The sequence below is a fragment of the Gilliamella sp. Nev6-6 genome (genome assembly GCF_001690605.1).
GTDB lineage: Bacteria > Pseudomonadota > Gammaproteobacteria > Enterobacterales > Orbaceae > Gilliamella > Gilliamella apicola_C.
On the sequence record NZ_LZHP01000053.1, the window covers coordinates 122,161 to 148,163 of the forward strand.

Here is a 26,003-nt window from a genome sequence, read left to right on the forward strand (position 1 = left end):
TTGGCACATTATTGTGCCAAGTTTCTGTTATAATGCTTCTTCATCATTAACCACAATAAACACCCACTATGCAAGAACTGACTGATCAAGAACTGTTTCGTTATGATAGACAAATCACATTGCGTGGTTTTGATATTGATAAACAACAAATATTAAAAAACAGTTCAGCACTGATCATCGGTTTAGGTGGACTCGGCTGTGCGGCATCGCTCTATTTGGCTGCATCAGGTTTAGGTAAATTAACATTAATTGATTTTGACACCATATCAAAATCCAACTTAAATCGACAAATCTTATATACTGAAAGCGCTATCAATCAATACAAAGTCGAGGTGGCAAAAGAGGCCTTAACCAATATCAATGCCAATACGTTAATTGAAACAGTGCATCAGCAACTTGACGATGACAAGCTCATTTCGCTTATCAAACAGCATAATATTGTCATCGACTGCACTGATAACTTAGTGACACGAGAGCAAATTAACCGTTGTTGTTTTCATGTAAAAAAACCGCTAGTTTCTGGAGCGGCTATCCGTATGGAGGGGTTATTAAGCGTATTTACTTATCAACCTGATGAACCTTGTTATCACTGTTTGAGCCACTTATTTGGTCAAGATCAACTCACATGTGTTGAAGCGGGTGTCATGGCGCCACTTGTTGGCATGTTTGGCACCATGCAAGCCTTAGAAGCCATCAAAGTGCTAACCCAATATGGAAAACCATTAATTGGTCGTGTATTAATGATTGATACAATGACAATGGAATTTAACCAAGTTAAATTTACCAAACAATTTAACTGTCGCATTTGTGGAAATAGTCATACTAATCAGGTTTCGCAATGAAAATTAACCGAATTATTTTAGCGCCCATGGAGGGTGTACTTGATTATCAAGTCAGGCAACTTTTAACTGAAATTAACCAATTTGATTATTGTGTGACTGAATTTATTAGAGTAACCCATCATAAATTATCTAATCGGACTTTTTACCGCCTATGCCCCGAACTTTACAATAATGGTAAAACTAAATCAGGCACGCCAGTTCGCATCCAAATTCTTGGGCAATCACCAGAATGGATGGCTGAAAATGCCGTTAAAGCCATTGAGTTAGGCTCTTATGGAATAGATATCAATTTTGGTTGCCCCGCCAAAACGGTGGTTGGCAGTCACGGAGGTGCTTATTTATTACAATATCCCGAACAGATATTTAATATTGTCAGCCAAGTCAGGCAAGCAATAGGGGCAACAAATCAATTATCAGTCAAAATTCGCTTAGGGTGGGATAATAAATCACATTGCAACGAAATCGCTAGCGCCATTGAACTTGCCGGTGCCAATGAAATTGCTATTCATGGCAGAACCAAAGAAGATGGTTATAAAGCCGAAAAAATAGATTGGCAAACAATAGGCCAAATCAAGCAACAGCTAAATATTCCTGTTATTGCCAATGGTGAAATTTTTGCTATTGAGGATGCAAAAAATTGCATAAATCAAAGCCAAACTAACGATATTATGCTAGGCCGTGGTATTTTAACGATTCCGAACTTAGCCAATATGATTCGAACTGAACAATCAGCATTCAGTTGGCAACAAGTGATGGAAATATTAATCCTTTATGCGACATCCTCCATTGATGACGTTAAACCGCTTTATCATTCTGCACGCATCAAACAGTGGCTTACTTACTTAAAACAGCACTATGCTCAAGCAGCAGACGTCCTACAAAATATTAGAACACTCAAATCACAGCAAGAAATCTGTGATTTCTTAACGCAGAACAGCCCAAATAACTTCCTTAGATAATAACAAAATAGCAATTGATGTTCATTTATTATAACGATGTAGGGGAATAGGTGAGCATAAAAATCGGTCAGAAAAGCTATTGATTTTATTAAAGTTTTTAATAAGCCATTTCATTAAAAAACCTCAATAAATCAATACTTTTTTGTGATTACAATTGATTGGGTGCAGTGGTTTCGGACGTATTAGCTTTGTTGAATAAAATAAACTTCGAATTTAAACCACAACAACCGCACTCCCAATAAAGCGCCCCAACTACGCTAGGGCGCTGTTCTTTAATAAATTATCCTCTGTTTGCACCATCTCCCCCTCCACGACCTAAGGGTTAAGGGCTAAGAAATAAAAGCTAAGGTGTGGTGCAATAAATGTAATTGCGGTGCGACCCATCATCGAGGAAGACAGTACCGCGACTGACACTAAAGATGACATCGTTATCTGTAGCGTCGCTTGTCCAGGTTGAACTTCTGAAGCTCATCTCGTAGTTCATTTCATCGAAATAAAGTTCTACGTCGTCCCACTCCGTGAAAAATCCTGCTCCTATATAACTCGTGTGATACCGTGTATTTGACGACGGCGTGGCACCATCTATGCCATCATAACATGGAAACCGATCATCTGAACCACACTTCGCGTTAGTTAAATCCTTCATCTTTGGCGCACGATAACCCAAACGACCACACCAAGGTATTTGGTTAGACCAATAATCCCATTTATTACCCCGATGGACAAACCACTGCCTCAACACAAATCCATACTTCACCTCATTCCCACTACTATCTCTACCCACCAACTCAAATGTCTGTGGCAAAGATGGTACGGTTAAAGGGCTAGGATTATCTGACTGCATTTGAGCATCACTTGCCCTAGGCCCCGTTAAAGTTACTCGCGTTACATAACTGGATCTATCTTCATCATGAATCCACGCATCTTCTTCGCCGCCTTGTTTTGGCAGTCTCCAACTCACCGTAGCTGTTATCCCTCCACGCGAGACTGAAGACCATGTCAACTGACTCGCATCAACCCCAGCTATGAGTAAATCAAAATACAAACCATCCCCCCCCGTTGTTGGAAAATTAAGGCCATAAGATGACGAACTTGTTGACTGAACTAAAAATCCCTTATCAGGAACCATGCCAGAGGGTTCGAAGGAGGAAGAATGAGTACTCGGCCTGACAAAACAAATACGAGGACCACTATACGGATTAATATAATACGTTACTGTTTGGCTACTAAAATTTCTTGTATTAGGTAACCCGTACTTTGTTTGTAAATCCCCTCCTGTACTACTTAATGTCATCTTATAAGGCGCCTTACAAATATCTAATGCATCACTACGACTTACAGTATTATTATCCGCATCAGTAAAACTCACCGATACACTCCCCATCGCAGTAACACCATTAGTACCCTGACCATCCCCATCGTCATCTCCCCAATTACCTTGAGTAATTAAGTCATTTAAACTGACTGTATTTACCGATAATGGCACCACCATGTGTATATCATTAAAAGTAGTTCCATTGACTAGCTGTATCGGATTTCTCGAACTTGATGTGTTAGTTGATGGCTTGAGGGTTCTACCATCTGGCAACTCAATAGCTAATAGATTATCCGTCGAAGTCACCTTAGTTCGCCCACCATCTACGGCGCATTACCCTCAATTTCCCTTGATGTATGCGCCGTTAATGCCTGAGAACCCTGCGTATATGACAATAAAAGCAGTGGCGCAAAGAACAGCGAGAACTTAGTTAATTTAAATAATTTATGTGATTTAGGTAACCTAAATAAATTAGATAGATTAAAGAAGAAAAATGAAAAAGGTAAAAAACGCAATCTCCACAAAAAAAACACCGATATATCCAACAACTTTATTAAGCGTGATGATTTCGATAACTTCGGTGATAAAAATAAGAAATGAGTTTGATTTTGACTATAGTGAAAATAAAAAAGATTTTGGTCGTAGATTTGGCAGACCTAGCCCAGTCATGATAACGCATTCCGATCATCCTATCAATTAACTTTATGTTTTTATTTAATTTTTAAAAATCACTCAATTAATGAGTATTCCTTTGCTTTAAAGCACTTGAATCATAACCTATTGATTAATAGTACGCTACTTTTTTGTTGAAGAAATACAGCAATTATCGAAAATATCATCATTATGTAAATCAATAGCATTATATTTTATTAACCATATGAACATTAGCGTAATGAAGAACAAGCAACAACACGCCAAAAACCCATAATGTATCTACAAATTTATTTTGATAAAAATAAATTGAAGTATCAAAATCTAGTGACCGAAATACGTCTAAAAAAGTTTGGTAATGGTATTGCAAAAATGCGAAATACATCGAAAAAAAACAACTCAATAAAAATAAACTACACCATCAATAATGGGGAGAGTAAAAAAGACACTTTATTCATCTTATTTGCTTATTAATTTTTACTTAAACATTCCTGTTACCTAAAATTTTTAACAAAATTTTAATTATTGGTTGTTGTTAATCAATTCGTTTAATAAAGTGTTTAATCTTAAATCCCATAGCAATTAATGACGCAAAATAGACAACGATGCCAACAATTACCAATGCAAATAATCGCCCAATACGAACCCAAATTGAACCCGTTGACCAATCAGGTAATAGCTGTGAGCCAAACCATAACACTCTGGACATTAATATTACGGCAATAATGACTTTAATTAAAAAGTAATACCAACCAGATTGGGGATGATAAAGTTGTTTTTTACGCAGTTGCCAATACAATAATCCAGCATTAAAGCAAGCGGCTAAACCAATGGATAGTGAAAGGCCTGCATGTTGCAATGGGCCAATAAAGGCTAGATTCATTAATTGCGTTAACATTAGCGTAACGATTGCAATTTTGACTGGCGTTTTAATGTCTTGACGTGAATAAAAAGCTGACGCTAACACTTTAATCAAAATTAAGCCAAGCAAACCTATTGAATAAGCCACTAAGGCTCGTTGTGTCATTAAGATATCATTTAGGGTAAATTGCCCATACTCAAATAATGTTGATATAAGGGGACGAGAGATAACGCCTAATGCCACGGTACTTGGCAGAGCCAGTAAAAAACAAAGTCGCAATCCCCCAATCTAATACCTTAGAATATTGCTTATGATCACCTTTAGAAAAACTTTTCGCTAACGAGGGTAATAAAATCGTACCTAATGCTACGCCAAGCACGCCAGCAGGAAATTCCATTAAGCGGTCTGCATAATACATCCATGAGACCGATCCTGAAACTAGAAGTATTTTGTTACTTTTTTTACCAAGATAGTACCTAATTTTATCAGCTTTCCACCGCTTGGAATTACAATTGTGGCGACATTAGGCATAGGTATTGCTGAGAGCAGTGGTTATATCCATGTGCTACTCAAAAAATTACTGGCTATTACCCCGAAAAATATAACAAATGTTAGCACATTCGAAACTACACAATCCCAATAATCTTCATTTTACGCTAAAACCATTCAGAAAACACATTGATTTTATTAAAGTTTTTATTTTGCTTTTTTTATAAAAGTCACCCACTTTTTATCTACAACGGTGGTTAATGCCGTACCTTATTCGACGTCATAATGTGCCATCGACAAAGCAAGGTTAGCACGTCAAACAAGAATGTTTGGCTAAGGCTATTTTATCGGGAATAATTTTGTCAGAAATAAATCGGTACCGATGCGTAAAACCGAGTAAACGAGACGGACAGTGCAGACCGCATTCGGCAACCATTTCACGGGCTGGGTGATTCAGCATAACCCCCCCCCCAGCGCAAGCGTTATCATCAATCGCTTATTATATCCTCAAGGCTCAAAATGACCGCCACCCTCAAAACAAATCATTTTTTAAAATCAGCCAGAAAAACCATTGATTTTATTTGATCTCTATTATTTTTGTTTTAAAAAATAATGCTTAGTCACTTTCTTAATAATCAAACAAATTAGCATAATAAGCAATACCAATAGGAGTAGTCTACAACCTGCATGTATCAATACATCAGCGTTAATATAATATCTTATCGGCATTTTGTACATGAAAGTAAAATAAAGAATGTCGCAAATAAAAATCATCATGGCAGACACAGAAATACTTTTAATGAGTTTCTCTAATTGAATTTTATTAAAGGGTTGCTTAAAACAGCTTTTAGACAAAAACAGCCCAAGCAATATAGCACCAATATACAAAGACTCTTGAAAGTCACTAAGCATTAAATCAAAAGCATTAGTGATTAATTCATACCCTTTAATCAAAATAAAACCAATAAACGTTGAAAATAAAATGAAGTGAATAGTTGAGCTATTAGTTTCTGTAATTGCAAATGACTGTTTGCTTTTTATAAAGTATTTTTCAAAGAAATTTGTTAAATAGTAAATTAATAAGCTGTATAGCAAAGCGCAAAAAATAACTGATGAGATAACTATTATCATTATTGGGAAAATAGGTAGCTCGTAGTAATAAACAATTATAGTTTGTTGAATAAATGCAGCAATTATTGAAAATATCATCATCATAAAACTCAACAGTATTACATTGATTTTATTAACAATATGAACATTAGCGTAATGAAGAACAAGCGACAACACGCCAAAAACCCATAATGTATCTACAAATTTATTTTGATAGAAATAAATTGAAGTATCAAAATCTAGTGACCGAAATGCGTCCCAAAAAGCTTCGTAATTGTATTGCAAAAATGCGAAATACATCGAAAAAAAACAACTCAATAAAAAATAAACTAGACTACCTATAATAGGTAGGGTAAAAAAAGAGACTTTATTCATTCTATTTCCTCATTGGTTTTATAATTAATGATTTTTACTATTTGATAATTTTTAGAAAAAACGAAATTTATCTTTACCCGTTGTTTATTATTAATCAATTCGTTTAATAAAGTGTTTGATCTTAAATCCCATAGCAATCAATGATGCAAAATAAATAACAATTCCAACAATTACCAATAAAAATAATCGCCCAATACGAACCCACATTGAACCCGTTGACCAATCAGGTAATAGCTGTGAGCCAGACCATAACACTGTGGACATTAATATTACGCCAATAATCACTTTAATTAAAAAGTAATACCAACCAGGTTGGGGTTGATAAAGTTGTTTTTTACGCAGTTGCCAATACAATAATCCAGCATTAAAGCAAGCGGCTAAACCAATGGATAGTGAAAGGCCTGCATGCTGTAATGGTCCAATAAAAACAAGATTCATTAGCTGTGTTAAAATTAACGTAACAATTGCAATTTTGACGGGAGTTTTAATATCCTGACGCGAATAAAATGCGGGTGCTAACACTTTAATTAAAATCAATCCAAGTAGACCGATAGAATAAGCCACTAAGGCTCGCTGTGTCATTAAGGTATCATTTAGGGTAAATTGCCCATACTCAAATAATGTTGATATAAGAGGACGAGAGATAACGCCTAATGCCACGGTACTTGGCAAAGCCAGTAAAAAACAAAGTCGCAATCCCCAATCTAATACCTCAGAATATTGCTTATGATCACCTTTAGAAAAACTTTTCGCTAACGAGGGTAACAAAATCGTACCTAATGCTACGCCAAGCACGCCAGCAGGAAATTCCATTAAGCGGTCTGCATAATACATCCATGAGACCGATCCTGAAACTAGAAATGAGGCAAAAATCGTATTAATAATTAAAGAGATTTGCCCTACTGACACCCCTAAAATTGCGGGTCCCATCTGTTTCAAGACTCGCCAAACACCACTATCTTTAAAACTAATACGTGGCAACACTAACATGCCAATTTTTTTTAAATAGGGAAGCTGATACAGTAATTGCAAAATACCGCCTACACCAACCGATGCAGCAAGCGCTAATACTGGAGGGTTAAAATAAGGAGTCAAAAATAGCGTGAATAGAATCATACTTACATTCAGTAATGTTGGAACAAAAGCAGGAACAGAGAAGCGATTCCATGTATTGAGTATCGCGCCAACAAGTGAAGCCAGTGATATAAAAAAGATATAAGGAAAGGTTATACGCAACATGGTCGTTGCAAGTTCAAATTTTTCGGCTGACTCTTGCATAAATCCGGGAGCCGTTAACATTATAATAAAAGGTGCAGTAACAACGCCAATTAAGGTAACAAAGGCTAATACTAAGGTTAAAAGCCCAGCTATATAAGCAACAAAAGTACGTGTTGCCTCAATACCTTGTTGATTCTTATATTCAGCCAGAATGGGCACAAAGGCTTGAGAAAAGGCGCCTTCAGCAAAAATACGCCGTAGCAAATTAGGCAATTTGAAGGCAACAAAAAAAGCATCGGTCGCCATGCCTGCGCCAAAAAAACGCGCAATAATGGCATCGCGCACAAAACCTAATACACGGGAAACCATTGTCATGGAACTTACGGTTGCTAAAGATTTTAAAAGATTCATATTTAATTTATATACAAAGTATACAACCTAAAACGGATAATGATGCATAGTCTACAAACTATCGCTTAAAACCACCATGCTTTTTTCAATAAACTTTGCCTTTTATTAGGTAAGCCGCTAGCGTATAAATTTAACATTATCTCTTATAAAATTAATCTTTTGTTCATCTTTGGAATGCACTTTTGACACAATACCAACCACATCAATTAGGTAAAAAATAGTGATGTAAAAAATATTCAGAAAAAGGATAATTTCAGTATAAAACAACGTTATTTGCCCACATTATAAATATGTGTTAGATTGTCAATTCGAAGAATATTTACACTAATTTTATTATGAATCAGACAACAAATCCGTCACCAATAAGAACAGGGGGTTTTCTAAATACTATTGAACGAATTGGAAACAAAATCCCCGATGTAACCACTCTTTTTTTCTATGCTTTAGTCATCTGTTTTGTTGCTTCGCTATTACTTTCTTTTGTGAGTTTTAACTATATTAATCCTGTCACGCAAGATAAGCTTGTTGTTGTTAATATGTTAGCGCCTGAGCATCTTGTTACTTTTTTTACTAAGATGGTACCTAATTTTATCAACTTTCCACCGCTTGGAATTACAATTGTGGCGACATTAGGCATAGGTATTGCTGAGAGCAGTGGTTATATCCATGTGCTACTCAAAAAATTACTGGCTATTACCCCGAAAAATTTAGTCACACCATCAGTGATTTTTGTCAGTATGGTTTGCCACATTGCTGCTGACTCAGCTTATGTGATTTTAATGCCCGTATCGGCTATGATGTTCTATGCAATTGGTCGCCACCCGTTAGCTGGGATTGCGGCTTCATTCGCTGGATTAGCTGGTGGATTTAGTTCAAGCTATACACCATCTATTATCGATCCAATCATGCAAGGTTTTACTCAAAGTGCAGCACAAATTATTGATCCATCTTATCAAGTCAATGTGCTTTGTAACTATTTCTTAAGTTTTGGCGGTACCTTTTTTGTACTATTAGCTTGCTGGTTTGTTACCGATAAAATTGTCGAGCCTCGATTAAATGCAACCATGCCTTTAAATAGTGATCTAAAATTAGATAACATTGCCAACTCGCCAGCGATTACACCCGTTGAAAATCGTGCTTTCAAAGTAGCTTCAATTGTCTTTATAATTATTGCTATTGGTTTAATTTTATTATTGTTACCAGAAAACTCTTTATTGCGTGCATCTGATGGAAGCATGACAAGCAATAAGGCTCCAATTATGCAAATTATTGTGCCATTATTATTTGTATTTTTTGCTATTCCAGGCTTAATACATGGTTTTATAACTGGTACATTTAAATCATCACGCGATATAGTAAAATCAATGGAAAATATCACTAAATCACTTATTCCATTCATTGTTTTTGCTTTCTTTTGTGCTCAATTTCTATATGTCTTTTCTCATTCACAAATTGGAACATTAATTGCAATTGGTGGCGCCGATTTATTAAAAGCACTGCATCTGCCTCCAGTTGTAACCATATTTGGTGTGATCATTCTAACAAGTATGTTAAATGTGTTAATTACCTCGGCATCATCGAAGTGGGCTATTTTAGCGCCGATTTTTGTGCCTATGCTTATGTCTGTTGGTATCTCGCCAGAATTAACTCAAGCCGCTTACCGCATTAGTTCTGCGGTTAATGTTAGTACGCCTATGTTTGCTTTTTACCCTCTGATTATTGCCTATTGCCAGCAATACTGTAAAAACACGGGTGTAGGTACATTAAGTTCAATGATGATTCCTTATACCGCTGCACTGCTTATTGCATTAACGATAAACTTATTACTTTTTTGGTTCTTCGGCCTACCAATTGGTTTTGATAGCGGTTATGTTTACCCGCCAGTAAATAATTAGTCACCACAAGGAGTCAAAATATTATGAATATTACCGAACAACTAGTTAAACGTTTTTTACGCTATGTCAACGTTCCAAGCCAAAGCGCTATTGGTTGCGCACATGTGCCCTCAACTCTAGGGCAAGCAGAATTAGCCAAATTACTTAAACAAGAGTTAATCGAGCTTAATCTACAAGATGTTCATCTTGATGAACATAGTATTGTAACGGCTAAGCTCCCCGGCAATAACCCAAATGCGCCTAAAATTGGCTATGTTGCCCATCTTGATACTGTCGATGTTGCCTTATCAGATAAAGTTAAGCCACAGAGAGTAACCTTTACTGGCCAAGATATTCTATTAAACAAAGATAAAAATATTTGGTTTAAAGTCGATCAGCATCCCGAACTGAATAAATATCTCAATGATGAATTGATTGTCACTGATGGTACTAGCGTACTTGGTGCTGATAATAAAGCAGCCATTGCCATTGTGATGACTATGTTAGAGCAATTACAACAACAAAATTATACATATGGCGATATTTATGTTGCCTTTGTACCCGATGAAGAAGTCGGCTTAAATGGTGCAAAAAAACTGGATTTAAACCGTTTCAAGCCTGATTTTGCTTACACAATCGATTGTTGTGAGTTAGGTGAAGTCGTTTATGAGACATTCAATGCTGGCTCAGCCATTATTGAAATTGAAGGCATCTCTGCTCATCCTATGTCTGCTAAAAATGTTTTAATCAATCCTATCGGCATTGCCAATGACATTATTAACTGTTTTGATAGCTTTGAAACACCAGAACATACCGAAGGCAAAGAAGGGTATTTTTGGTTTAATGATATCGTTGGTAATCAAAGTACCACAACATTAAAAATGAGTATTCGTGACTTTGATTTAGCTAAGTATGAGGCGCGTAAGGCTTATATACAAGAAGTTATACGTTTTATTAGCTTAAAATATCCAAAAGCAAAAATTGAGTGTAACATTACCGATACCTATAGCAATATCGCTAACTATTTAGGTAATGACCGTCGCTGTATTGATTTAATTTATCAATCATTTGAACAACTCAATATTCAACCAAAAACCATCGCAATGCGTGGAGGAACCGATGGTTCTGCTCTTTCTGCTAGAGGGCTTACCACGCCAAATTACTTTACTGGTGCTCATAACTTCCATTCATGCTTTGAATTTTTACCATTATCATCATTTCTTAAATCATTTGAAGTAACAATGAAAATTATTGAATTAGCAGCCAAGAATAAATAACCTTAAAAAGGGATATATCTCCCTTTTTCCACCTACGAAGCATTTCGATAACGATAAGAAGCAATCCTCTCACTGATCCAACATTGTTAATACAAAATAAAATTATTTCATTAACACCTTAGCAAGCTTTATAAAGGGCTAATAAAAAATAATTGATTGATGAATTTGCTATAGAGAGTGGTGGGTCGTGAGCGATTCGAACGCTCGACAAACGGATTAAAAGTCCGCTGCTCTACCGACTGAGCTAACAACCCATTTCAGAAAACAACTACTTAACCCCTTAAGGTTTCAAATAATTTCGGGTTGGTATAATACTTATAATTATAATGTTACGCAACCCTTTTATTGATATTTCTATTTAACAGATGGTTATTTGTACATTTTACTTTATTGATGCTAACTTTTTTTTAGCCTGATCAATAACGTTTTTATTTTTAGAATATTTACTTATAACTTGTTGAAAAACGATTCTAGCGTTTTTCTTATCGCCTTTCTCAAGTAAAATCAAACCAACTTTATATAGGCTATCTGCAGCTTTGGAAGAGGTCGCAAACTTTTTCACTACAGTTGCATAATAAAATGAAGCCTGATCTTTATTTCCTTGCTTATAATAAAGTTGACCTATCCAATAATTAGCATTAGCTAAATAACCTGACTTTGGATAAGCTTTTATAAATTTTTGAAATGCCGCAACGACCTCATTACTTTTTTTCCCATCGTTAACAAACTGCATGATAAAATTATAATCAGCCTTATCACGACCCGAAGTTTCCCAACCAGATAAATCAGATGATGGCGTTGTTGCCGTTGATGAAGAAGTATTATCCTCAGAAGTGTTCGCATTTGCAGAAACGCCTGAGCCGCCAACCATTTGTTGAAGAATCATTTTTTGACGTTCTATCGTCTGATTAAGTTGGTATCTAGTTTCTTCTAATTGCCCTCGAAGCGCATCCACTTCAGTTTGTAAATCATTAATCCTTTCCTGATTTTGTATTAATAATTGGCCTTGTGCCTGAATAGTTCTATCCGATTCTGAACTGCCTGCTGCACAGCCAGTGAATAAAAGAAATAAGAACAATACGAGTGTTTTTTTATGCATATTATATTACTCAGCATGAATGTAGAAAAGAAACGGCTGAATAATCAGCCGTTATAAAATGCTATTAGTTGATAGCATAAGTTACTACAGCACGACGGTTTTTAGCATAAGCTTCTTCGTCATGGCCTAATACTGCTGGTTTTTCTTTACCATATGATACAATTTCCATTTGGCTACCAGAAGCACCATTACCTTGTAAATATGATTTAACTGCAGCAGCACGACGTTCACCTAATGCAATGTTATATTCTGGCGTACCGCGTTCATCTGCATGACCTTCGATAATTACTTTCACGTTATTTGCACGAATAAATACTGCATGTGCATTTAATAATGTTGCATAGTCAGATTTAACATTATATTTATCAAAATCAAAATATACTGTATTGATTTGTTGTAATTTATTTAATTGCTCTAAAGCTTCTTTTGATAAAGAACCACTTGCAACACCAGCTACATTGCTACTGTTATTAGACGAACATGCAGTTACAGTAATTAGTGGTAAAGCAACCGCGGCTACTTTAAGAAATTTAGAAAATTGCATTGTATTAACTCCTTTTGTTTAAATAAATTATTACCTGTATTTTTACACACCTAACCAACTTCAAAGTAACAGCCGTTACCAACCAGAACGATTAGAGGTATATATTATAATGCCCTTGTGCTTTACACAATTTTAATAATTGCAATATTATGCAAATTATAACCTCTTCTTATAAATATGGCGACCATGAAGGGAATTTTACTTGCCCATCTGTTGCTGGTAATCTTGCTTTAAAATTACCATCTGTTGAAACTAGATTCAAAATTGTACCTAATCCTTGTGATGAGCTATAAATGATCATAGTACCATTTGGCGCAATGCTTGGCGTTTCATCCAAAAAGGTGTCTGTTAAACGTTGATAGGTATTTGTGCTTATATCATATCGAGTAATATGTTGTTCACCATTATTGGTTGATATCATAGCAATAAAAGAGCCATCAGGTGATACCCGCGCATTTTGATTCTGTGTATTATCCCAAGTTAGCCTTTGAGATGCACCGCTATTAATGTTGATACTATAGAGTTGAGGGCGACCTGCTTGATCAGAAGTATAAACAATAGTTTGATTATCAGGCATCCAAGATGGTTCTGTATTATTATTACGATTAGAAGTAATTTGCGTGATTTTTTTGCTACTTAAATCCATCATATATAAATTTAAACTTCCCCCTTTAGATAAGGCAAAAGCTAATTTACTGCCGTCTGGAGAAAACGCTGGCGCACCATTATGTTGTGGAAAAGACGCAATTGTTTGAACAGCGCCACTATCCAATGTTTTTAAAACTAATGAAGAATGGCCTCCTTCAAATGTTACATAGGCTATTTTTTTACCATCTGGTGACCAAGTTGGAGACATTAATGGCTCTTTGGAACGATGAACAGTGATTTGATCATAACCGTCATAATCAGATACTCTTAATTCATGTGAAAAAGGTCCTTTGGTTGTTTTAACAACATAAGCAATTCGTGTTCTAAAAGCACCTTTAATACCGGTTAATGATTCAAAAATTTCATCACTTGCAGTGTGAGCAGCGTAACGGAGCCAACGCTTATCAATAGAATATTGATTTTGTGCTAAAACGGCACCTGGACGGTTTACGGTATCAACTAATTGATAATTGATAAGGTATTTTCCTGAGGCATCTGGCTGAATCGAACCGACAACTACCGCAGAAACCCCCAGATTATTCCAAGCCGCAGGCGTAACTTCAGAAGCTGTTGTTGGTTTTTGTGGCATACTATTAACTTCAACAGGATTAAATTTACCACTATTACGTAAATCTGAAGCAACGATATCTTCTATAATTTGTGGTGGTTGACCAGAGCCTGTCCACTTAAATGGCACAACCGCGACTGGTTTAGCAGAGCTTACGCCATCGGTAATAATAATTCTTACCTCAGAATTAGCCATCGTGGTAAAACATAGAATAAAACAAGTTGTCAAAAAGCGAAAAGCGAATTTGATCATCTTAAATTCCTTAATAAAAATAAGACACATTGAGTTAAATAAAATATAAACCCGTAAAAAAGAAAACAAAACCTTTGAAAATTAAGATACAACAGCTAATTGCCCCCCATATATTAAACTTTACAAGCTATAAACAATGATTCAGCAAAAAGATAGCTGATAACAGGTAACAAGTCCATAGCCTTTAAAATAAAAAGATCTCTGTAATATTAATGGTTTTACTATATAAAGTAATCAACGCAGTAACAAAAATAACTTCTTTAATTGTAGTTGCTTATACTAATCTTATTTAAATAAGGTTTAAAGGGCTTAAAAAGATATTTTTGTAAAAGAAAGGGAGCCAATACATGCAAAATATTTAAAATTCTTAGCAACTAATCACAAAAAATAATAATTTGGTAGAGCTAACGTTGCTATATTTGGCAATATTCACAATAAAAGGTATTGCGTTGTCCTATTTTTTGCGATTTTATCTCTGCACCACAAATTAGACATCGCTCGCCATTGCGCCCATAAACTTGTAGCTCTTGTGCAAAATATCCTGGTTTTCCATTAGATTGAAGAAAATCCTTGAGCGTTGTCCCTCCTTGTTCAATGGATTTGCTAAGAACTTGCTTAATAGCAGCAACAAGCCTTTCAAATTCATTTAATTGTAATGAGCTTACTTTACGGTTAGGATTGATTTTCGCCATAAACAATGACTCAGAAGCGTAAATATTGCCAACGCCAACCACAATATGGTTATCCATAATCCAACTTTTAATGGAAACCTGTCTATTTTTGGCTTTTTCGAATAAATATATAGCTGAAAACTCATGACTTAACGGTTCTGGACCTAAATGTTGTAATTGCAGTATTTCGTCTAGCGAATTTGCCCAGAGCCAAGATCCAAAACGCCTAGGATCAGTATAACGCAATGTAACACCATTTTCTAAAATGAGGTCTATATGATCATGCTTTTGTGCTTTTTGAGGCTTTGGTAAAATACGTAAACTACCTGACATACCTAAATGAATTACGATCCAGTTATTAGATAGCTGTAGCAATAAATATTTAGCTCGACGCTGTATATCTAAAATAACCTGTCCATGTGCATTACTTATAGCGCTATCAACAGGCCAGCGTAATTTAGGTTGTCTAACAATAATTTTATGTATAATCTGTCCTTTTAAATATGGCAAAATGCCTCGACGACTTGTTTCAACTTCGGGTAATTCAGGCATATTATTCCCCTCTTAATTATTTAATAGGTCTGTAACCCAATTGGGTACCTGTTCAGTGGCCATCATTTGGTTATTTCCAGAACATAAATCCTTAGGGTTAATGGTCCATACGGGTAAAGTACGCACACCATCGCCATTACATAGCCACTGACCATTACTATCAATTGGTACCATAAAAACATTTTGCGGTATCGGCAATACCAATTTCTTTGGTGGATTGTTTTGTAAATATTCACTATAAATTTTCAGCGCTCCTGTAGCTCCAGTTAATTTCATTGGTGAATGATCATCTAAACCAATCCAAATAACAGCAACATTCCTGCCGTCAATGCCTGTAAACCAGCTATCACGAGAATCATTGCTTGTCCCCGTCTTAGCAGCTAAATTAAACGAACCGTATTTAGCTTTTAATGAACGAGATGTGCCCGAACTAACAACTTGTTGCATAGCATAAGTTGTCAAATAAGCTGATTGTCGAGACACTGCCTGAAGTTGTTGTGGATAGCTTTGATAAACTAGCTTACCTTTATCAGTCAATACATATCTTAAAATAGTAAGCGGAGAACGTTGCCCATTATTAGTGATAGTTTGAAACATCTGAGCTGTTTCTAATGGTGTTAATTCTAATGCACCAAGCAATCTTGATGGTAAATTAGGTATACGACCCGTAGGAACTCCTAATGCTTGTAAAGTATTTTTCGTTGCATCCAGTCCTAATTCCATACCTAAATTAACCGTTGGCACATTTAATGAAAGTGCCAACGCGTCCACTAACATAACACGATCACGGAATTTACGATCGTAATTTTTAGGCTGCCAATACCCGCCACTATCAAGCTTAACCGATAATGGGCTATCATTAAGCCATGTATTAAGTTGGTAATAATCAGGTTGCCCAAGTGCAGTTAAATACGTTGATGGTTTAGCTAATGAACCAATCGCTCTTTGCATTAACCAAGCACGGTTATAACCAGGGTAACGTGGGTCTGCACTACCAATAATTGAGCGAATTTCCCCTGTTTCTCGACTAACTACAACCATTGCTGATTGTAATTCTTTTTTCGTTGATTTGCGCAATTTGTCAATTTCGTTAGTCACCGCTTGCTCTGCTGCAGATTGAGCTACCGGATCAAAAGTGGTAAAAATCTTCATACCTGACAAATGATCTGCTTTATCACCCAATTGTCTTCGCAGTTCGCTACGCACAACTTGCATAAATGCTGGTTGCGGAGAAATTACACCACCCTTGGGTAGCACTGATAGTGGGCGCTGACTTAATAAGTTATACAACTCATCATCAATTATGCCTTGTTGCTGAGCAAGTTTTAACACCACGTTACGGCGCTCAATAACTTGTTGAGGTTGTGTCCACGGATTATATAACGAAGCGCCTTTTACCATACCAACCAGCACTGCTTGCTGATCTAATGTAAGTTCATTAACTGGCCGCCCAAAATAGTAAAGACTTGCCAATGGAAAACCATGAATCTCTTCTCCTCCCGCTTGCCCAAAATAAACTTCGTTTAGATAAAGCTCTAAAATACGTTCTTTACTATAACGTCCATCTAAAATCAAAGCCATATAGGCTTCGCGTATTTTACGGCTTAAACTACGTTCATTAGTCAGAAAAAGGTTTTTAACAGTTTGCTGGGTTAAGGTACTGCCTCCTTCGATGCGGCCAGTAGTCAAATTAACGAAAATAGCACGACCGATAGAATATAAACTTACACCATGATGATCATAAAAACGCTTATCTTCTGTAGCAACCAATGTTTGCAATAACGAATCAGGAAACTGCTTCAATGGAACAAATAATCGTTGCTCGCCATTTGGAGAATGCATCATGGTAATTAATTTAGGATCAATTTTTAGCAATCCAAAATCTCGCCCAGTTTCTAGATTAGTAATGCGATCTATACGATTTTCATAAAAAGTAATACTAACTCTAAATGACGGTTCTTCACCATCAGGAAATGTAAAAGGTCGTCGATAAACTTCAACAGCATTATTACTTACAATAAACTCACCTGGGCGGCTGGCTTTTGTATCTTGCTGACGATATTGTGCACCCTCTAACATTGTCACTACATCATTTAGACTATATTCACTATCAGGCTCAAGATCTATAATTTGTCCATAAACTGCCGCTGGCAACTCCCACACATTACCATCAACTCGCTCCTTGATTTGTTGATCAAGATAAACGCCGTAAACAATAGCCACAGCTGCAATGACAAGAAATAGTTTAAATAATAAGGTCAAAAACCGGCGACAAAGTGTAGACTTCTTATTTTTTTTATTTTTTGGAGAATTTTTGGGAGACCGTTTTTTTGATGTTTTAGTTGACGTGTTCAAACTGCACCTAATATTTATTATCCAATAAAAATTAGCTTATCATAACATAATTTTTTAAGGATATTGCGGTCTTCTTTTTGTAAAAGAGTTTCAGGTAAAATAGATTTTGAAGCATAAAACAAGCGTATGAATTTAAAAATCTAGCTGTGAGCTAATAGTTTTAACTTTCGACAAAAACGCTTTTTTTGACTTACCTGTCAACCCTTCCGAAATAGGTAAACTTGCTGTCAATGGATTAACCGGCTTATTATTAATGTGTAGCTCAAAGTGCAGGTGAGGTCCTGTAGAACGCCCTGTATTTCCAGATAACCCAATCTTATCACCTTGTTTAACTTGCTGACCTGGTTTGACTAAAATCTTATCCAAATGCATATAAGTTGTCATATACTGACGCCCATGCCGAATAGCAATATAATTACCAGCCGAACCACTATACTTTGCAATAACTACTTCACCATTACCAACTGATAAAACTGGTGTACCACGAGACACTGCAAAATCAACACCATTATGTGGAGTTATCGCACCGGTAACAGGATGTAAGCGACGAGGGTTAAAACCAGAGGAAACTCTAGCTTGCTTTGCTAATGGATAGCGGAAAAAACTTTGCGACAAACTGTTCGCATTAATATCATAATATTTACCATCATCTGCTAAAATAGCGTAATAATCTTTGGTACCATTTTTAATGCGTACACCTAACAGCTGACTATTAGATAAACGATTACCATGCATCTCTCTGGTTAAAACAACTGAAAATTTATCACCAACTTGCAAACGACGAAAATCTAAACGCCATTGCAAAGCACGAGTAATCACGCCAATTTCATTACTGGTTAATCCATTTTTGCGAGCATCTGCAACAAAGCTACTTTTAATATCACCTTTTATCACAATATTTTGTGGTACACTTTCAACTGTTTCTGAACTTTCTACAAATTTATCGCCCGATTTTTCATAAATTCGAATATTATTACTGGAGATTGTCCAACTAAAAGTTTGCAAATTATGATTATCATCAGTCGTCCAACTAATTTGTTGACCTATTCTCAAATTTGCAAGTTGTTTAAATTTTGTCGTTAACTGATAGATGTCATTTCGATTAACGTTATAACGAATCAAGATATCATGCAGGGTATCCCCTCGCGCAATAGTGTATTGCACAGTATTATCTTTATCATCAACAATGTCATCTAATTCATCTTTAACAATCTCATCTTCAGGAATATCTGATGATTCAGTAACTGTAGAAGGTTTCCCATTTACCATCTCAACTTTTCCATCATCGATAACAACAGAAGAATGGGTGTTATCATTTACAGTCGTTTCAGCTTGAGGCGTTAAAGGAACATAAACCGTTCGATTCAAATTGAGTGGATTCCACAGAACGATAAATAAGATAACAATGAAAAGAACACCTAATATTGAAAAATAGGTATTTCTAAAATTATTTTTTTCAATATCAGGTGATTTTATTTGTCTTGCCAAAATTAACCTTAACTATTTATTCTAAAACTAGTCTTTATCTAAACAATCCAACAGTTGCTCTGTTAATTTTGCTAAAAATTGTGAATATGCATCTTTAGAAAGAGCAATACCCGTTCCTAATGGATTTAGCTCTCCAATACGTACATCTGTTCCATTCACTATTTTTTCAATAACTGCAGGGCTAAACTGTGGCTCTCGAAATACACATACTGCTCGGTGCTCTTTGAGCGCCTGTTGAATTGCATAAACCTTTTGAACACCCGGCTGAATTGCTGGATTTATAGTAAAACTGCCTAAATTCTTTAATCCGAACTGCGATTCAAAATACCCATAAGCATCATGAAACACAAAATACCCTCTATTTTGTACGTTAATGAGTTTTTTTGCAATGTTTTGTTCTGTTTCTGCAAGTTTTATGATGAATTCGTTTAGATTTGCATCAATCAATGCGTTTTTATCTGGATACAGGGTAATAAGTCGATCATGGATTGACTGCGCAATCACCTTGGCAATTTTAGGTGAAAGCCAAATATGTTCATCATATTCACCATGATGACCATTAGCAGGTATAGGATGGGAGTGAGTATCTTCATGTTCATGATCCTCATGACCTGTTCGAAGCAATACTTTAATCTCTGGTATTGCCATTAATTCAATTTGTTTTTGCTTATCAATACTTTTTAATATTGTTGGCATAAAAGCTTCCATATCTTCGCCAACCCAAACCACAAGTTCAGCTGATTTAACTTTAGCCAAATCAGATGGTTTTAAATAATAACTATGTGGAGATGCGCCATCAGGAAGTAAAATATCATTATCAGTTACTCCTGAAGCGATTGCTTCGACAATAAATCCTATTGGCTTTACAGACGAAATAACTTTCGCATTAGCATAATTAACAATACTTTGAATAAACATTAATGAACCAAGTATCATTAAGAAAACTAAATTTTTACTATTTAGTAGAATATATTTTTTCATACAATTTTCCTATATTTATTATGTATGGTAAAATAGAGTTAATTATTGTTATAATATAACATAACATATTTATAGACAAGGGTGATTAACAAAATGACTCCTCTCATTTCGCTTGATAATGTTTCGGTGCAAATTGACCATCAAAAAATATTATATGATGTTTCGTTAGTCATTCATCTTAATCAAATTATTACAGTACTTGGTCCTAATGGAGCGGGTAAATCGACACTGGTGAAAGTTATTTTAGGATTAATGCCATACACCTCAGGAACAATCACATGCTTACCTAACTTAACGATTGGTTATGTGCCGCAGTCAATCAACTTAAATCCAACGCTACCTATTACTGTTAGACGTTTTATGTGTCTTAATAGTCAGTTAAATAAAAAGGATATTTTTAATATATTATCAATGGTAAAAGCTGAATATTTAATCAATGAATCTATGCATCAATTATCAGGTGGTGAATTGCAACGTGTTTTGCTCGCTCAAGCTTTAGCTAAGCGCCCTCAATTACTGATTCTTGATGAACCTACTCAAGGGGTAGATGTCAATGGCCAAGTACTATTATATGATTTAATCGCTGATGCAAAAAAACAGTTCAATTGCGGCGTGTTAATGGTTTCCCATGATCTTCATTTGGTCATGGCAAAAACCGATGAAGTAATCTGCTTAAATCATCATATATGCTGCTCTGGCACACCAGCAATTGTTTCTAATGATCCAGAGTTTATTTCTCTTTTTGGACAACATGAAACCTCGCAACTCGCTATTTATAAACATCATCACAATCACAAACATGATTGTTGTAAACAATCTATTGAGCAAAATAAGCGTATTGTTTTGCCAAGTTATAGAAGAAAAAAACAATGATTGAATTACTATTACCTTCTTTATTAGCGGGATTATGTTTAACTAGCATAACTGGGCCTTTAGGTACTTTCGTTGTTTGGCGAAGAATGTCTTATTTTGGCGATACTTTATCACATGCTGCTTTACTTGGTATCGCATTTGGCTTTTTGTTGAATATCAATTTATTTTATGCAGTCATTTTTGTCACACTCTTACTAGCTATCGGATTACTTTGGTTAGAAGCACAAAAACAATTACCAATTGATACATTACTTGGTATCTTAGCTCATAGTGCCTTATCACTAGGCTTAGTAGTAATTAGTTTAATGGACAATATCCGTATCGATTTAATGGGATATTTATTTGGCGATCTTTTATCAGTAACATATTCAGATCTTTATCAGATTATTATTTGTGTAGCATTCATTGGTGCTTTATTATTTTGGCGATGGAATAACATTTTATTTATCACTGTAAGCGAAGAATTAGCTTTTAGCCATGGCATTAATGTACAGCTCACAAAATTGCTTTTGACTTTACTACTAGCATTAACCATAGGTCTGTCAATGAAATTTGTTGGAGCGCTAATTATTACATCTTTACTTATCATTCCTGCCGCAACAGCAAAATATTATTCAAAAACCCCCGAAACAATGGCGTTAATTGCAATAATAGTAGGAATGCTATCGGTAGTTGCTGGAGTGCTATTCTCATTTGTTTATGACACCCCAACAGGCCCCTCTATAGTATTAAGTAATACTTGCCTATTTTTTGTATCATTACTTATTTCAAAACGCATTTTAAATAAAACAAATTAAAATCATTGCAAAATCGTATTATTTATTTGTGTGTTATATCCCATTAATAAATAGCTTTAATGGGTTTTCGATATTTTCTAATATGATAATAATAAAATTAAACATATTAATTAATAATTAGAAACTATGTCACTTGCAATTATTTATACTCGAGCCTCTATTGGAATACAAGCACCATTAATAAACGTTGAAGTTCATATTAGCAATGGGTTACCAGGCTTTGTATTAGTTGGTCTTCCTGAAGCAACCGTTAAAGAAGCAAAAGATCGAGTTAGAAGTGCCATTATTAATAGTGGTTTTACCTTTCCAGCTAAAAAAATAACGGTAAACTTATCTCCAGCAGATTTACCCAAAGAAGGAAGCCGCTTTGATTTGCCAATAGCTATTGCTATTCTTGCCGCAACAGAACAAATTCCAACAGAAGATTTATTACATTATGAATTTTTGGGGGAGTTAGCTCTTTCAGGAAATATTAGAGCCGTAAAAGGCGCAATACCTGCTGCAATTTCCTCTAAAAAGAAAAATCGCACATTAATTATTTCCACCGAAAACCAATCAGAAATTTCTTTAATTCACCAAAGCAACGCATTAATCGCCAGTAATTTACTAGAATTATGCCAATATTTATATAAAGAAATTGATTTACCAACAGTTCAATATCGTGAATATCAAGACAGTAACAATAACCCAGCTAGTTTACAAGATATAATTGGGCAAGAACACGCCAAAAGAGCATTAGAAATTGCTGCAGCGGGAGGACATAATTTATTATTAATTGGACCTCCAGGTACGGGAAAAACTATGTTAGCAACGCGTTTAACCTCTTTATTACCTCAATTATCTGATGATGAAGCACTTGAAAGTGCAGCAATAACTAGCCTTGTCAGTTCATATGGATCAGTAAAAAATTGGCGTAAAAGACCTTTTAGAGCACCTCACCATAGCGCATCAACTGCAGCACTTGTTGGCGGAGGAACAATCCCTAGACCTGGAGAAATTTCTCTAGCGCATAACGGTGTATTATTTTTAGACGAATTACCAGAATTTAATCGAAAAGTATTAGATGCTTTAAGAGAACCCATTGAGTCGGGAGAAATTATCATTTCAAGGGCAAATGCAAAAATAAAATTTCCCGCTAGATTTCAGTTAATAGCCGCAATGAATCCAAGCCCAACAGGACATTATCAAGGCACACATAATAGAACAACACCACAACAAACTATTCGCTATTTGAATCGGCTTTCAGGGCCATTTCTTGACAGGTTCGATATTTCTATTGAAGTTCCTTTACTACCTAAAGGTGCTCTAAGCCAAAAAGTAACTTCAGAAGAATCAACTGAAACAATAAAACAACGAGTTCTAACAGCAAGAAATACTCAATTAAAAAGAAGCAGCAAACTAAATAGCCAATTAAGCACAAATGAAATTCAATGCTATTGCCAATTATCAAATGAAAATAATGAATATTTAGAACAAGCTTTAATTAAATTAGGCCTCTCTGCTCGCGCATGGCACCGGATACTAAAAGTATCGCGTACAATCGCAGATTTAGATTTATCAGACACCATAGAACGAAAACATGTTTCAGAAGCATTAAGTTATCGCTCTATGGATCGGTTACTAATTCAATTACACAAAAATATTGGTTAAAGAATTAGTCATCACTATCTACAAAATCGTCTGTTACATCAACCTGTGGTTTTCCACCAGATAATGTATGAAAACGTTTTGGCTTATTGATACGAGAAAGATACTTCAACCATGTTTTTTCAAAATCAGTTGATGGCTCTTTTTTACCTTTGCAAACCTCTACAAATGATTTTTCTTCTGCAGTGGTAGGCTTTTTAGCTTCTGTGTCAAGATCTTTAAAAGCACAACCATGCTTTTCTAAAATCATAGCTTCTTTAATAGTAAAATCGCCGTGGCGAGAAAATCCTCTTGGATAATTCTTATTATCGAAAAAACGTTGTTGACTCATAAAACTCTCAGCCATGTTCTATCCTCTAGATTGTAAAAGTAGTTGGCGGGAATTATAATTGACAAAGTTAATCTGTAAACAAAATTCTTTCATTTATATAGATAAAATCGGTTAATTGGCTAAAATTAAAACATAAATGTTATCTTGTGGCAGGGGCGGAGAGTCTCGAACTCCCAACACCCGGTTTTGGAGACCGGTGCTCTACCAATTGAACTACGCCCCTAAATGGAAGTGGCGGAACGGACGGGGCTCGAACCCGCGACCCCCTGCGTGACAGGCAGGTATTCTAACCAACTGAACTACCGCTCCACCGTATTTGGTATGTTAATATAAATAAAATTTAAAAGTCTGGCGGCACCCTACTCTCACATGGGTAATACCCACACTACCATCGGCACTACGGCGTTTCACTTCTGAGTTCGGCATGGGGTCAGGTGGGACCACCGCGCTATTACCGCCAGACATATCCTGTCTTCTCTCAATTACTGTGTATTATCTCATATCCACAACAATCTCTCAATCCGGAACAAACTGCTCTCTCATTTATTAAACAATTTAAAGTCAATCTCTATACAATCATCAACTTCAATCATCCTATCGCGTAACTCCAAAACAACTCCGAGTTGTAAGGTTAAGACTCTCGGTTCATTAGTATCAGTTAGCTCAATGTATCACTACACTTACACACCTGACCTATCTACGTCTTAGTCTCAAACGGACCTTACTGAATCTCTTCAGGGAAAACTCATCTCAAGGCTAGTTTCGTACTTAGATGCTTTCAGCACTTATCTATTCCGCACGTAGCTACCGGGCAATGCAATTGGCATCACAACCCGAACACCAGCGGTGCGTTCACTTCGGTCCTCTCGTACTAGAAGCAAACCCTCTCAATTTTCCTACGCCCATGGCAGATAGGGACCGAACTGTCTCACGACGTTCTAAACCCAGCTCGCGTACCACTTTAAACGGCGAACAGCCGTACCCTTGGGACCTACTTCAGCCCCAGGATGTGATGAGCCGACATCGAGGTGCCAAACACCGCCGTCGATATGAACTCTTGGGCGGTATCAGCCTGTTATCCCCGGAGTACCTTTTATCCGTTGAGCGATGGCCCTTCCATTCAGAACCACCGGATCACTATGACCTACTTTCGTACCTGCTCGAGCCGTCACTCTCGCAGTCAAGCTAGCTTTTGCCATTGCACTAACCTCCTGATGTCCGACCAGGATTAGCTAACCTTCGTGCTCCTCCGTTACTCTTTGGGAGGAGACCGCCCCAGTCAAACTACCCACCAGACAGTGTCCCTTACCTCGATTCAGAAGTATAGGTTAGAACATCAAACATTAAAGGGTGGTATTTCAAGGGCGACTCCATGCATACTGGCGTACACACTTCTTTGTCTCCCACCTATCCTACACATTAAGGCTCAATGTTCACTGTCAAGCTATAGTAAAGGTTCACGGGGTCTTTCCGTCTTGCCACGGGTACACCGCATCTTCACGGCAATTTCAATTTCACTGAGTCTCGGGTGGAGACAGCCTGGCCATCATTACGCCATTCGTGCAGGTCGGAACTTACCCGACAAGGAATTTCGCTACCTTAGGACCGTTATAGTTACGGCCGCCGTTTACTGGGGCTTCGATCAAGAGCTTCTGCATAAGCATAACCCCATCAATTAACCTTCCAGCACCGGGCAGGCGTCACACCGTATACGTCCACTTTCGTGTTTGCACAGTGCTGTGTTTTTATTAAACAGTTGCAGCCAGCTGGTATCTTCGACTGATTTCACCTCCATCCGCATGGGACTTCAATTA

The 26,003-nt window shown here is 36.3% G+C and carries 20 protein-coding genes, 3 tRNA genes, 2 rRNA genes and 2 pseudogenes; 9 read left to right on the top strand and 18 right to left on the bottom strand.

What is annotated here, in order from left to right:
• The first annotated feature begins 68 nt into the window (after positions 1-68).
• Positions 69-842, top strand: coding sequence for a molybdopterin-synthase adenylyltransferase MoeB (locus A9G42_RS06610; RefSeq protein ID WP_065582832.1), 774 nt, complete (start codon positions 69-71; stop codon positions 840-842).
• Positions 839-1,801 carry a tRNA dihydrouridine(16) synthase DusC gene (gene dusC / locus A9G42_RS06615; RefSeq protein ID WP_065653004.1) on the top strand — a complete coding sequence of 321 codons (963 nt, stop codon included), beginning with the start codon at positions 839-841 and terminating at the stop codon, positions 1,799-1,801. Before A9G42_RS06610 ends, dusC begins: the two co-directional genes overlap by 4 nt.
• 343 nt (positions 1,802-2,144) lie before the next feature.
• Here the strand turns inward: dusC and A9G42_RS06620 are convergent, their stop codons facing one another.
• Positions 2,145-3,422: a hypothetical protein gene (locus A9G42_RS06620; protein WP_143426115.1), complete on the bottom strand. Its 1,278-nt coding sequence runs from the start codon at positions 3,420-3,422 to the stop codon at positions 2,145-2,147.
• Between the two features lie 187 nt (positions 3,423-3,609).
• Between A9G42_RS06620 and A9G42_RS06630 the strand changes: the two genes are divergently transcribed.
• Positions 3,610-3,816 (top strand): hypothetical protein, encoded by a 207-nt coding sequence (locus tag A9G42_RS06630; RefSeq protein ID WP_065653007.1) that lies wholly within the window; start codon positions 3,610-3,612, stop codon positions 3,814-3,816.
• Positions 3,817-4,302: 486 nt separating this feature from the next.
• Here the strand turns inward: A9G42_RS06630 and murJ (A9G42_RS06640) are convergent.
• Positions 4,303-5,071 (bottom strand): annotated as a pseudogene (gene murJ, locus A9G42_RS06640) (murein biosynthesis integral membrane protein MurJ); the annotation flags it as partial.
• Between the two features lie 9 nt (positions 5,072-5,080).
• Between murJ (A9G42_RS06640) and A9G42_RS14755 the strand changes: the two are divergent.
• Positions 5,081-5,233, top strand: a pseudogene (locus tag A9G42_RS14755) (AbgT family transporter); the annotation flags it as partial.
• A gap of 192 nt (positions 5,234-5,425) precedes the next feature.
• On the opposite strand, the gene A9G42_RS13915 reads toward A9G42_RS14755, so the two are convergent.
• From A9G42_RS13915 to murJ (A9G42_RS06655), 3 genes are all read right to left on the bottom strand, one after another.
• Entirely contained in the window at positions 5,426-5,578 is a 153-nt protein-coding gene (locus A9G42_RS13915) for a hypothetical protein (protein ID WP_179854624.1), read from the bottom strand.
• 131 nt (positions 5,579-5,709) lie between these two features.
• Entirely contained in the window at positions 5,710-6,603 is an 894-nt protein-coding gene (locus A9G42_RS06650) for a hypothetical protein (RefSeq protein ID WP_065653011.1), read from the bottom strand.
• A 90-nt stretch (positions 6,604-6,693) separates the two neighbouring features.
• Positions 6,694-8,232 carry a murein biosynthesis integral membrane protein MurJ gene (murJ, locus tag A9G42_RS06655; protein ID WP_065653012.1) on the bottom strand — a complete coding sequence of 513 codons (1,539 nt, stop codon included), beginning with the start codon at positions 8,230-8,232 and terminating at the stop codon, positions 6,694-6,696.
• Between the two features lie 335 nt (positions 8,233-8,567).
• Between murJ (A9G42_RS06655) and A9G42_RS06660 the strand changes: the two genes are divergently transcribed.
• Both A9G42_RS06660 and pepT read left to right on the top strand, forming a co-directional pair.
• Positions 8,568-10,127, top strand: a complete 1,560-nt coding sequence (locus tag A9G42_RS06660; protein WP_065567790.1) for an AbgT family transporter — start codon at positions 8,568-8,570, stop codon at positions 10,125-10,127.
• Positions 10,128-10,150: 23 nt separating this feature from the next.
• Positions 10,151-11,383, top strand: a complete 1,233-nt coding sequence (pepT, locus tag A9G42_RS06665) for a peptidase T (protein ID WP_065580064.1) — start codon at positions 10,151-10,153, stop codon at positions 11,381-11,383.
• Positions 11,384-11,561: 178 nt separating this feature from the next.
• Here the strand turns inward: pepT and A9G42_RS06670 are convergent.
• The 8 genes from A9G42_RS06670 to znuA form a co-directional block, all read right to left on the bottom strand.
• Positions 11,562-11,637 (bottom strand) — tRNA-Lys (locus A9G42_RS06670).
• Between the two features lie 128 nt (positions 11,638-11,765).
• Complete coding sequence (ybgF, locus tag A9G42_RS06675) at positions 11,766-12,482, bottom strand: tol-pal system protein YbgF (protein WP_065653013.1); 717 nt, start codon at positions 12,480-12,482, stop codon at positions 11,766-11,768.
• Between the two features lie 64 nt (positions 12,483-12,546).
• Positions 12,547-13,026, bottom strand: a complete 480-nt coding sequence (pal, locus tag A9G42_RS06680; RefSeq protein ID WP_065653014.1) for a peptidoglycan-associated lipoprotein Pal — start codon at positions 13,024-13,026, stop codon at positions 12,547-12,549.
• A gap of 169 nt (positions 13,027-13,195) precedes the next feature.
• Positions 13,196-14,491, bottom strand: a complete 1,296-nt coding sequence (gene tolB, locus A9G42_RS06685; protein ID WP_065653022.1) for a Tol-Pal system beta propeller repeat protein TolB — start codon at positions 14,489-14,491, stop codon at positions 13,196-13,198.
• A 416-nt stretch (positions 14,492-14,907) separates the two neighbouring features.
• Positions 14,908-15,717: a bifunctional DNA-formamidopyrimidine glycosylase/DNA-(apurinic or apyrimidinic site) lyase gene (mutM, locus tag A9G42_RS06690; protein WP_065580065.1), complete on the bottom strand. Its 810-nt coding sequence runs from the start codon at positions 15,715-15,717 to the stop codon at positions 14,908-14,910.
• Positions 15,718-15,729: 12 nt separating this feature from the next.
• Positions 15,730-18,072: a bifunctional glycosyl transferase/transpeptidase gene (mrcB, locus tag A9G42_RS06695; protein WP_065588402.1), complete on the bottom strand. Its 2,343-nt coding sequence runs from the start codon at positions 18,070-18,072 to the stop codon at positions 15,730-15,732.
• Positions 18,073-18,204: 132 nt separating this feature from the next.
• Positions 18,205-19,560, bottom strand: a complete 1,356-nt coding sequence (mepM, locus tag A9G42_RS06700; protein ID WP_065567796.1) for a murein DD-endopeptidase MepM — start codon at positions 19,558-19,560, stop codon at positions 18,205-18,207.
• 27 nt (positions 19,561-19,587) lie between these two features.
• Positions 19,588-20,541 carry a zinc ABC transporter substrate-binding protein ZnuA gene (gene znuA, locus A9G42_RS06705; RefSeq protein WP_065580068.1) on the bottom strand — a complete coding sequence of 318 codons (954 nt, stop codon included), beginning with the start codon at positions 20,539-20,541 and terminating at the stop codon, positions 19,588-19,590.
• A 93-nt stretch (positions 20,542-20,634) separates the two neighbouring features.
• On the opposite strand from znuA, the gene znuC reads away from it, so the two are divergent.
• The 3 genes from znuC to A9G42_RS06720 all read left to right on the top strand — a co-directional run bounded on the left by znuC (position 20,635) and on the right by A9G42_RS06720 (position 23,861).
• Complete coding sequence (gene znuC / locus A9G42_RS06710; protein ID WP_065653015.1) at positions 20,635-21,414, top strand: zinc ABC transporter ATP-binding protein ZnuC; 780 nt, start codon at positions 20,635-20,637, stop codon at positions 21,412-21,414.
• Entirely contained in the window at positions 21,411-22,211 is an 801-nt protein-coding gene (znuB, locus tag A9G42_RS06715) for a zinc ABC transporter permease subunit ZnuB (protein WP_065653016.1), read from the top strand. The genes znuC and znuB overlap by 4 nt, the downstream gene beginning before the upstream one ends.
• 126 nt (positions 22,212-22,337) lie before the next feature.
• Positions 22,338-23,861, top strand: coding sequence for a YifB family Mg chelatase-like AAA ATPase (locus A9G42_RS06720; protein WP_065653017.1), 1,524 nt, complete (start codon positions 22,338-22,340; stop codon positions 23,859-23,861).
• A gap of 4 nt (positions 23,862-23,865) precedes the next feature.
• Here the strand turns inward: A9G42_RS06720 and A9G42_RS06725 are convergent, their stop codons facing one another.
• The 5 genes from A9G42_RS06725 to A9G42_RS06745 form a co-directional block, all read right to left on the bottom strand.
• The gene (locus A9G42_RS06725; RefSeq protein ID WP_065567801.1) at positions 23,866-24,204 is read right to left on the bottom strand and encodes a DUF413 domain-containing protein; all 339 of its coding nucleotides are present in this window, start codon (positions 24,202-24,204) and stop codon (positions 23,866-23,868) included.
• Positions 24,205-24,336: 132 nt separating this feature from the next.
• A tRNA-Trp gene (locus A9G42_RS06730) sits at positions 24,337-24,412 on the bottom strand.
• 9 nt (positions 24,413-24,421) lie between these two features.
• Positions 24,422-24,498: transfer RNA gene (locus A9G42_RS06735), tRNA-Asp, on the bottom strand.
• Between the two features lie 37 nt (positions 24,499-24,535).
• Positions 24,536-24,651, bottom strand: a 5S ribosomal RNA gene (gene rrf / locus A9G42_RS06740).
• Positions 24,652-24,816: 165 nt separating this feature from the next.
• Positions 24,817-26,003: ribosomal RNA gene (locus tag A9G42_RS06745) — 23S ribosomal RNA — on the bottom strand; the annotation flags it as partial.